This window comes from Anaerolineae bacterium (genome assembly GCA_016931895.1).
In the GTDB taxonomy this organism is placed as follows: domain Bacteria; phylum Chloroflexota; class Anaerolineae; order 4572-78; family J111; genus JAFGNV01.
Genome location: JAFGDY010000226.1, coordinates 1 through 10,537 on the forward strand (window position 1 = coordinate 1; position 10,537 = coordinate 10,537).

The window sequence follows — 10,537 nt, forward strand, 5'->3', positions numbered from 1 at the left end:
CCTGAACAATTTCAAACTAATAATGAGACCTGACCATACTCCAACTGTCTGGAATATAGATAAATGTTAAAAGTGTTAGTCAATGAGATATTCAAGCACAAGGTCAAGTTTTCGTTTGATGATGTCGCTGTCAAAAGTTGTCTGCCTGAAAACAAGGGGAGATTTCGCGGGATGCCCCACGTATCCTTTGTCCTGCCGTGCGTCATTGGTCAGGCGCAATCAGACGGCCCTGTGTTTTCTCTGAAATATCGGACACAACTGGCTTACGCCAGGAATCATCCTGTACTGCATCGGTTCATTGCCCGTTTTTACAACGAGGGGAATCTGTGTATAGGCGGCAGGCGTTATTTTGTGGCGCGAGATTTTGAGGGGGACAGAAGCCTGTCTGTCACCTTGATGCAAAACGCCTGTTTTGACAGGGGGCAAAAAAAGTTCGGAAAGAGCCTGGATAATATCCGCATCATCCAGCTTGCCGGTAAACCCGTTGAGAAATCCGAACCGACCTTCAAGACTTCAAAACGGGCCGCCCTACCCCTGGACGGCACAGACTACGTTTATCTTATCCGGGCCGGGCGCAGAAAAATCTACAAGATTGGCAAATCCAACGACCCGCCGGCCCGTTTGAACAGCCTGCAAACGGCAAGCCCCGAGAAGCTAAAATTACTCTACGCTTTTAAGGCGGACAATGCCAGCGCCGCAGAAGAGGCGTTACACTTCGCCTTACGCGATTTTCAGATGGCGGGGGAATGGTTCAAATTGTCGGACGAGCAGGTAGCGGCGCTGCTGGAAATTGAGGAATTCAGGGAGAAGTCTTTTGTCGCTGGCGCTCGGTTGTTTGGTTTGAATGAGATAGTGGCCAGGCTGCGACGGCCATAGCCGATTTTCGCGGCCTCGATTTAAGGTTGTCCTTCGTCGTTTTTGTAGGGAAGCCGCTCTTGTGCTATAATGTCCGGTTGGGTAGAATATCTGTTCTGATATGTCAAGTAGAGCCAGCTAACCTATAACGGGGCGACCAAATTTGGATCACTATCCTCGTTTTCACCCTCTCCTAATGTTACCTTGCTACGCTGCTACCCTATATCTTGCTTATTCCCACGTTAATCCTTAACGCGTTATCCTTAATATGGAGTAAACCCACCCATGGCCCAAAGCGATAAGATAATTATTAAAGGAGCCAAAGAACATAACCTGCAAAGCATAAACTTGGAAATCCCCCGCCACAAAATGATCGTTTTTACCGGCGTGAGCGGCAGCGGCAAATCGTCGCTGGCTTTTGACACGCTCTACGCCGAAGGACAGCGGCGTTACGTAGAAAGCCTGTCGGCCTACGCCCGGCAGTTTTTGGGGCAGATGGAAAAGCCCAAGGTGGATTACATCGGCGGCCTCAGCCCGGCCATTGCCATTGAGCAAAAGGCGGTGAGCAAGAATCCGCGCAGCACCGTGGGCACGGTGACCGAGGTTTACGACTATTTGCGGGTGCTGTTTGCCCGCGTGGGCACGCCGCATTGTTACAACTGCGGCCGGGAGGTCAAACAACAGAGCGCCCAACAGATCATTGAGCAGGTGGCCGGTCTGCCGGCCGGCACGCGCTTTCAACTGCTAACGCCCATTGCTCGCGGGCGCAAGGGCACGTTTGAAGACGCCCTGGCTGCGGCTCGGGCCGATGGGTTTGTCCGCGCCCGCATTGATGGCGTGACCACCGAACTGGACGAGCGTATCAAGCTGGCCAAAAACAAAAAGCACGACATTGAGCTGGTGGTGGACCGGCTGGTCATCCCGGCGGAGGTGGAGGATGATTTTGCGGCGCGGCTGGCCGACTCGGTGGAAACTGCGCTGCGCTGGGGCGACGGGATGCTGATGGTGGACGTTGCCGACGGCGAGGAACTGCTGCTCTCCGAAAAAAACGCTTGCGCCCACTGCGGCTTGAGCTTCCCCGACCTGAGTCCCCAGATGTTCAGTTTCAACTCGCCATTGGGCATGTGCCCCGCTTGTAACGGCCTGGGATTTAAGTTGGAGTTTGACCCCAACCTGTTTATTGATCCGGCCAAATCCATCAACGAGGGGGCGGTGCTGCCCTGGGGCGAAATTGGCAAAAAAAAGAGTTGGGCCAAACAAATTGCCTGGCAAATTGCCCGGCGTTTCAACGTCAACCTGAACACCCCCTGGCGCGATTTGCCGCAAGAAGTGAGGGACCTGATTTTATATGGTAATCCGAATATCAGGTTCCAATATCACAGTGAAAATTTCACCGGCTCCTGGCCCTACGAGGGCGTGCTCAAGGCCGTCCAGCGGCGGTACAGGGAAACCAAATCGGACGGCATGCAGGAGTATTACAGCCGGTATCTCAGCCAGCAACCCTGCTCCACCTGCGGTGGGCATCGGCTGCGGCCGGAGGCTGGGGCGGTGACGGTGGGCGGGTTCACCATTTCTGAAGTTACCGCCATGAGCGTGGCCGAGGCTTATGGCTGGATTTGCGCCTTGATGAGCGGCTCGCAGGCTGAAGGTCAGGCTGAGGCAATGGGTGCGGTTGGCGTTACGGGGAGAAGTTGTAATGATGACCGGGCGGCGGCGAGTGAGCGTGCTGTGACGCCCTTAACCCCGCAAGAGTTTGAAATTGGCGAGGAACTGCTCAAAGAAATCCACGACCGGGTGAAGTTTATGTTAGACGTGGGGCTGCATTATTTAACCCTCGACCGGCCCGCGCCTTCGCTCTCCGGCGGGGAGGGGCAGCGCATCCGGCTGGCCTCGCAGATTGGCTCCGGTCTGGTGGGTGTGATGTACATTTTAGACGAGCCTTCCATTGGTTTGCACCAACGGGACAATCGCCGGTTGCTGGATTCGCTGTTGCGGCTGCGTGATCTGGGCAATACCGTGATTGTGGTGGAGCACGACCAGGAGACGATGGAATCAGCCGACTGGATCATTGATTTTGGGCCGGGCGCGGGGATCAACGGGGGCCGGATTGTGTTTGCCGGGCCGCCGCAGGAAATTGTGCGCGATAAAACCTCTTTGACCGGCCGCTATCTTTCCGGCGAATTGGCTGTGGTATCCGGCAACGGGCGGCGGGAGGCCAACGGTTATTGGTTGGAGTTGGGCGGGGTGACGCATCATAATTTAAAGCAGGTGGACGCGCGTTTCCCGTTGGGCTGTTTTACCTGCGTTACCGGCGTCAGCGGCAGCGGCAAAAGCAGCCTTATCACCGAAACGCTCTATCCGGCCCTGGCCCGCCTGTTGCACCAGGCCCAGGCGCATCCCGGCTCTTATGAACGGCTGGACGGTGTGGACCAGGTGAATAAAGTGATCCACATCACCCAGGACCCCATTGGCCGCACCCCGCGCAGCAACCCGGCTACTTACGTAAAAGTGTGGGACCATATCCGCAAGCTCTTTGCCGAAACCCCCGAGGCCAAAACCCGGGGCTACAAACCGGGCCGCTTCAGTTTTAACGTGAAAGGGGGGCGTTGTGAAGCCTGCCAGGGGCATGGCCAAAAAGTAGTGGAGATGCACTTTTTGGCCGACGTGTGGGTAACGTGTGACGTGTGCCACGGCACCCGCTTCAACCGCGAAACGCTCCAGGTGCGTTACAAAGGCAAAAACATTGCCGAGGCGCTGGCTATGGACGTGGCCGAGGCCCTGGAATTTTTTGGCAATATTCCCCCGGTCAAACGAATCTTGACCACCCTGCACGACGTGGGGCTGGATTACATCAAACTCGGCCAGAGCGCCACCACCCTCTCCGGCGGCGAGGCCCAACGGGTCAAACTGGCCAAAGAGCTTTCCCGCGTGGCTACCGGCGATACGGTTTACATTTTAGACGAGCCAACCACCGGCCTGCACTTTGCCGACATTCAAAAATTGCTCGACGTGCTGCACCGCCTGACCGATGCGGGCAATACCGTGATTGTGATTGAGCACAATCTGGATGTCATCAAAAGCGCGGATTGGATCATTGACCTCGGCCCGGAGGGCGGCGACGAGGGCGGGCGCGTCATTGCCACCGGCACGCCGGAAATGTTAACTCAGGCGGCCGAGAGTTACACCGGCCGGTTTTTGCAGAAGGTCTTGAGTCAAGATGAAGCGGCCGGGGTCAGGTGGGTGCCGGAGGAAAGTCAGGTGGCCCTGGAGCAGATGAAGTTGTAGTCCTAAACCGCAAACTTACCCCAAAACTGAAATGCTCCCCATACTCAGTAGATCAAAAATGTTTGTTTGTAGTCGGTATTTTAATGCCTAAAAAGCGCACTGAAGTTCGTTGCTACCAGCCAAAATTTGGATCTACTGATACTTTTTATTCACTATACTTCCAGGCAAAATTATGCTAAGATAGATATAGGCATCCCCCTTGATTTACTCCATTGGGCATAACGGGGCAAAAAACGCAATGACTACCATTTTACTGGTTGAAGATGAAATTGGTCTGGCTAAAGTCATTATCGAGGAATTGGAACAAGGCGACTACGAGGTGCTGCACGCCGCTGATGGAGTGACGGCGCTGCACCTGCACGAGCAGCAGCAGGTTGACTTGATTATCCTCGACTGGATGATCCCCGCCCTGGACGGCCTGGAAGTGCTGCGCCGTCTGCGCCGGGTTTCGCTGGTGCCGGTGCTCATGTTAACCGCCCGCGCCGACGAATCCGACCGGGTGATTGGCCTGGAACTTGGCGCCGACGATTATTTGACCAAGCCGTTTAGCATGCGCGAGTTGGTGGCCCGCGTCCATGCCCTGCTGCGCCGGGTAGAACGGGTGCAGCGAATTGTTAACGAGGACCGGGCCAAAAGCAAGCTGTCTATTACCTATCAAAGTCTGGCCCTGGACCCCAACCAATACCGGGTGACTGTTGGCGACAATCTGGTTGACCTGACCCGCCTGGAGTTTGATTTGCTGCACCTGCTTTTGCGCAATCCGGGCCGCGTTTTTAGTCGGGTGTATCTGCTGGACACGGTGTGGGACGAGGTGTACGTAGGCGGCGACCGTTCGGTAGATAACGCCATGCTGCGCCTGCGCAAAAAGCTGGGCGACATGGGTGACGTTATCGAAACTGTGTGGGGGGTGGGGTATCGGCTGAGAAAGAAAGAATGAAGACAAAGTATGTGTTGCTTTATCTTTTGCTGCTCATTTTTCCGGCGACCGTCCAGGCGCAAGGGCCGCCGCCGGCCCGTTTTGAGCGCATTTCTACCGAGCAGGGACTCTCGCAGGTAGCCGTATACTGTATCTTTCAAGATAGCCGGGGCCTGATGTGGTTTGGCACCGAAGACGGCCTGAACAAATACGATGGCTACACCTTTACCGTTTACAAGCGCGACCTGGACGACCCCCACAGCTTGAGCGCCAATATAGTCAGCGCGATTTACGAAGACTCCGGCGGCGCTCTCTGGATTGGCACGCTTGGCAGCGGGCTGAACAAATTTGACCGCGCCACCGAACAATTTACATCTTACCAATCCAACCCTCACAACCCCCACAGCCTAAATGATAATTTTGTCACCGCCATTCACCAAGACGCCACCGGCATGCTCTGGATTGGCACTGAAAGCAATGGCCTTAGCCGGTTTGATCCCCACACCGAACAATTTACCCCTTACCGGCCCGATACCCATACCTCTTCTAATTTGAGCCACAGCTACATTTCCTCGATTGTTGCAGATGCCGCCGGAATGCTCTGGATTGGCACCTGGGGCGCGGGATTGGGTAAACTTGACCCCGCCACCGGCGGGTTTATCCTTTACCGGCACCACCCGGTCAACCCGCATAGTTTGAGTGATAATGACATTGCCGCCGTTTACGCCGGTCAAAACGGCTTTATCTGGGTGGCTACTTTGAGCGGCGGACTCAATAAACTTGACCCTGCGACCGGCCGGTTCATCACCTATCGGTACGATTTTGATGATCCCCACAGTCTCAGCCAAAATGAAGTGACGGCCCTTTACCAGGATTCAACCGGCACGCTCTGGGTGGGAACTGCTTCCGGGGGGGTGAATGAACTTGATCCAAAAACCGGGCAATTTACCCACTACTACCATGATCCGCTTGACCCCCACAGTTTAAGCTACGACGCCATCAATGTCGTTTACCAGGATCGCTCCGGTGTGCTCTGGATTGGCACCTCTGTGGCCGGGCTGAACAAACTTGACCTCAAGGCCAGGCGTTTCACCCATTACCGGCATCACCCTGCCGACCCTCACAGCCTGAGCAGCAATACGGTGTGGGCCTTACGCCAGGACTCTGCCGGTACGCTTTGGGTGGGCGCCAGCGGCCCCACCGGCGGCTTGAACCGGCTGGAGCCGGGTCAGCAGCAGTTCCGTCATTACCAGCCCGATCCCACCGACCCTTATAGCCTGAGCGCCGCCGCCGTGCTGACCATTTACGAAGATCGGGCCGGCGCCCTCTGGATTGGCACCTGGGACGGCGGCCTCAACCAACTGGCCGACCGCAACACCGGACGCTTTGTCCGTTACCAACCTGACCCTACCAACCCCCACAGCCTGGGTGATAAGGTGGTGTCGGCCATTCACGAAGACTCAACCGGCGCGCTCTGGGTGGGCACTTTTTTTGCCGGGCTTGACCGGCTGGACCGGGCGACAGGGCAATTTGCCCATTACCGCCACCACCCCACCGATCCCCATAGCCTCAGCAGCAACACCATTTTATGTCTCCACGAAGACTCAACCGGCCTGCTGTGGGTGGGCACCAACGATGGTCTGAACCGCTTCGACCGTGAAACCGAAACCTTTACCCGCTACTACTACGACCCCTCTGATCCCCACAGTTTGAGTTCTAACGCCATTGCGGTGATGTTTGAAGACCCCACCGGCACGCTCTGGCTTGGCACCGACGATGGTTTGAACAAATTCCACCGGGACACCAACAGCTTTAGCCATTACACCGAAAAAGATGGCCTGGCCAACGACGCCATCGCCGGGATATTGGCGGATGAGAATGGTAATTTATGGCTTAGTTCCAGCAAAGGGTTGTCAAAACTCAACCCCCGCACCGGCGAGATTAAAAACTACGACGCGCAAGATGGGCTACAGAGCAACGAGTTCAACCGGGGCGCGTATGCCCGGGGTCAAAATGGCGAAATGTTTTTTGGCGGCGTCAACGGTTTTAATGTGTTTTACCCGGCCAACATTATAGATAATCCCCACGTTCCGCCGGTCATCATCAGCGACTTTCAACTATTCAATAACCCTGTGCCTATCGCCGGCGATTCGCCCCTGGCGCAAGCTATCGGCGAGACCAACAACCTCACCCTCACTTATCGGGACCGCGTTTTTTCATTTGAGTTTGCCGCCCTCGACTACACCAGCCCTGCCAAAAATCAATATGCCTACAAATTGGCCGGCTTTGAGCAGGATTGGCATTACGTTGACAGCGCGCGGCGTTTTGTCACGTATGTTAATGTCCCGCCGGGCATATATACCTTTCGGGTCAAAGGCTCCAACAACGACGGCGTCTGGAACGAAGAAGGCGCCTCGCTTGGCCTTACGGTAACGCCCCCGCCCTGGCAAACCTGGTGGGCCTACACGCTCTACGCCATCGTAGCGGTTTTGTTGGGGCTGGGCGCTTTTCGTTTGCGCACCAGAAGCCTGGCACGAAAACATTTGGCACAGACCATGTGGGCCGTGCAAAAAGAACGAGACAGAATCGCCGCTTTGCTTGAATCGCGCCGCCAACTGGTGGCCTCTATCTCGCATGACCTGCGCGCGCCGGTGGCCATAGTGCGCGGCCACCTGGAATCTTTGGGACAAAAGACCCTGGAGGTTTCTAAAACCTCTAGGGTCTCCCTGGAGGTTATGCTGCAAGAGCTTGACCGCCTGCAAGCCTTGCTTGACGACCTGTTTACCCTATCGCGTTTGGAAGTGGATCAATTAACCGTGCGCTCAACACCGACAAACGTGGTGGCCGTAGCGCGACAGGCGGTTAAAACCGTTGACTTCCAGGCCTGGGAACAGGGCAAAGTGTCCGTCACTCTGGAAACAGAGGCCGGCGAACTGTGGGCGCTGGCCGACAAACGGCGGCTGCTGCAAGCGTTGATGAATCTGTTGCACAACGGCACGCGCCATACTTTGCCGGGCGGTATCGTGGTCGTCAGTTTGGAAGAGCAGCCGGAGACCGTCACCATTAACGTGCAGGATACCGGCGAGGGCATTGACCCCGCCGATTTGCCCCACATTTGGGACCGCTTCTACCGGGGCCGGAGTTGCGCCGGCGGTGGCACGGGCCTGGGCCTGGCCCTGGTCAAACAATTAACCGAGGCGATGGGCGGCGCGGTTGATGTGTGCAGCACCCCCGGCGAAGGCAGTTGCTTCAGTATTATCCTCCCTCGTCAGCAATGAGAGATTAGAAAGTAGAAATTAGAAAATAGAAGTTGGAAAAATTTCTCCTTTCTTCTTCCCCTTCCTCTTGGGTAGGCCCAAGGTACTATCCCTACCCCCAATTATTGAGTCATCCCCAAAACTGCGACAATTTTGCGACAATTTTGCGATATTCTCGTGACATTTAAGCGGTATGCTACAGGTAAAAGCTTTTTGCTTATTTTTTGTCATGTCATTCTCTGAGCGAAGCGAAGAATCTCCACCGAGTCGGCGGGGATTCTTCACTCCGCTACGCTCCGTTCAGAGCAACTGAGGGAAGTTATTCTTTTACGAATCCTTAGAAAAGCCAGGAGGAACAAAATGAAACACAAAAACTTATTGAAACTATTGTTGATTTGGGTAATAGCCCTGGCCGCGACGATGGCCCTGCTGTTTTTGCTGCGCGGGCCAACGCCGGCCATTGCCGATCCCATTATCCGTTGTGTGGCCCCCTCGGGTTCGTGTGGCCTCTCCACATGCCAGATTAGCGCCTTTCGCTGTCTCACGACCATCCAGGCCGCCGTAGATGCCGCTAACGACGGCGACGAGATTTGGGTGGAGCAGGGAACCTATCACCTCCAGGGCAAGGCGAGGCAGGTGGTCTACATCAGCAAAACGGTCACCATCCGTGGAGGCTACGACAACGGTTTCCAACAATCCTTCCCCCTGACCCAACCCACGGTGGTGGACGCCCAGGGGAACGGGCGGGGCCTCTACATTGACGGCAGCAGCGGCAATATCTCGCCCACCGTCGAGGGGCTGTGGATTACGGGCGGCAACGCCTCCAACGCCCTTATTAACAATGGCCTGGGCGGCGGTATCTATAGCGATGATGCTACCCCCATCATTGCCGGCAACATCATCAGCAACAACATTGCCTATACCAGCACCAGTAGCTTTGGGGCTGGCGGCGGTATCTACGTGCACGATTCACCCGGCAGCGCCGTTATCTCGGCTAACCAGGTGATCTCAAACGTCGCCAACACATCCTCTGGTGGAGAGGGCGGTGGTATCTACGTGAATGGTTCACCTGGAGTACAGGTGGTCAACAACGTAGTTCTCAGTAATACCGGGGTTATCACCAACAGTTATTGGGCATGGGGCGGTGGTATCTTTCTCGGCGGGTGCGACGGGGCTATGGTGGATGGGAATCGGGTTGAGTACAACGTGGCTCTGGCGGGATTGGGTTTCAATCCTGGCGTGGGGGCCGGTATCCACGTTGAATTCAGCGACGGAGCAGTGCTTAACAACAACGTCGTTCGACACAACATCGCCGACCTACTCGGTAGTGTCACCGGCTTTGGCGGTGGCATAAGCACTGAGGGGGTGAACAGATTGCGCGTCGAAGGCAACACGATCGAGGATAACTCAGCAGGGGCAAGCGGGAGAGGCGGTGGTCTCTGGGTCTATGATTCCCATGACTTGCTTCTTAGCGGGAACCGGGTGTTGTTCAATTCTGCAGTCCGGGGTGGAGGTTTCTATATCATAGGTGATACCAGCTTTACGATGACCAACAATATCGTGGCTGGAAACGTTGCCTCATCCCGAGGCGGCGGCCTGGCCTTTGACACCGGTGCCTCCCAGCCGGTCACCGGCACGCTTTTGCACAACACCTTTGCTGCCAACAACCAGGGTTCCGGCGATGGCCGCAGCGCGATCCACGTCAACGAATCCTACGTGAGCCTGGTGCTGACCAACAACCTGATTTACAGCCACACTTACGGGATCATCGTGGCGCCCACCAGCACGGTCCGGCTTTTCAATACCTTGTTTTACGCCAACGGCAGCGACACCAGCGGAGCGGGCACGATTACCAACACCAATCCCATTACGGGGCAGGCCCCGCTGTTGGACGGAACATATCACCTGCAAACCGACTCTCCGGCTATTGACGCCGGGGTGGATGCGGGCGTGACGGCTGACATTGACGGCGAGGCGCGAGATTCTTCCCCCGACATCGGCGCAGACGAGTTTGTGCTCCCCGCCGCGCCTGGGGGGGATGTTTACCTGCCCATTGTCTTGAAAAATCATTGATCTTTATTGGTGAGGATAATTAGGATAAGGAGACACAACTATGGAATATAAAAATTTGTTAAAGACCTGAGTTCGGGATAACTAAATGAAGTCAGGGAAAAGAGCTAATTGTTCAGGAGTAAGCTTAAGGGCAGGCTTCTTTTCCTGATGA

5 protein-coding genes are annotated in these 10,537 nt (G+C 55.7%); all 5 read left to right on the top strand.

The genetic code is table 11. From position 1 onward, the window contains the following. Window positions 1-171 precede the first annotated feature (171 nt). The 5 genes from JW953_16615 to JW953_16635 all read left to right on the top strand — a co-directional run bounded on the left by JW953_16615 (window position 172) and on the right by JW953_16635 (window position 10,386). On the top strand, window positions 172-876 hold the full coding sequence (locus JW953_16615; GenBank protein ID MBN1994323.1) for a GIY-YIG nuclease family protein: 705 nt from the start codon (window positions 172-174) through the stop codon (window positions 874-876). Window positions 877-1,140: 264 nt separating this feature from the next. Further along, entirely contained in the window at window positions 1,141-4,140 is a 3,000-nt protein-coding gene (gene uvrA, locus JW953_16620; GenBank protein MBN1994324.1) for an excinuclease ABC subunit UvrA, read from the top strand. Window positions 4,141-4,378: 238 nt separating this feature from the next. Beyond that, window positions 4,379-5,077: a response regulator transcription factor gene (locus JW953_16625; GenBank protein MBN1994325.1), complete on the top strand. Its 699-nt coding sequence runs from the start codon at window positions 4,379-4,381 to the stop codon at window positions 5,075-5,077. Further along, on the top strand, window positions 5,074-8,334 hold the full coding sequence (locus JW953_16630) for a histidine kinase (protein MBN1994326.1): 3,261 nt from the start codon (window positions 5,074-5,076) through the stop codon (window positions 8,332-8,334). The genes JW953_16625 and JW953_16630 overlap by 4 nt, the downstream gene beginning before the upstream one ends. 339 nt (window positions 8,335-8,673) lie before the next feature. Further along, window positions 8,674-10,386, top strand: coding sequence for a right-handed parallel beta-helix repeat-containing protein (locus JW953_16635; protein ID MBN1994327.1), 1,713 nt, complete (start codon window positions 8,674-8,676; stop codon window positions 10,384-10,386). Window positions 10,387-10,537: the final 151 nt, after the last annotated feature.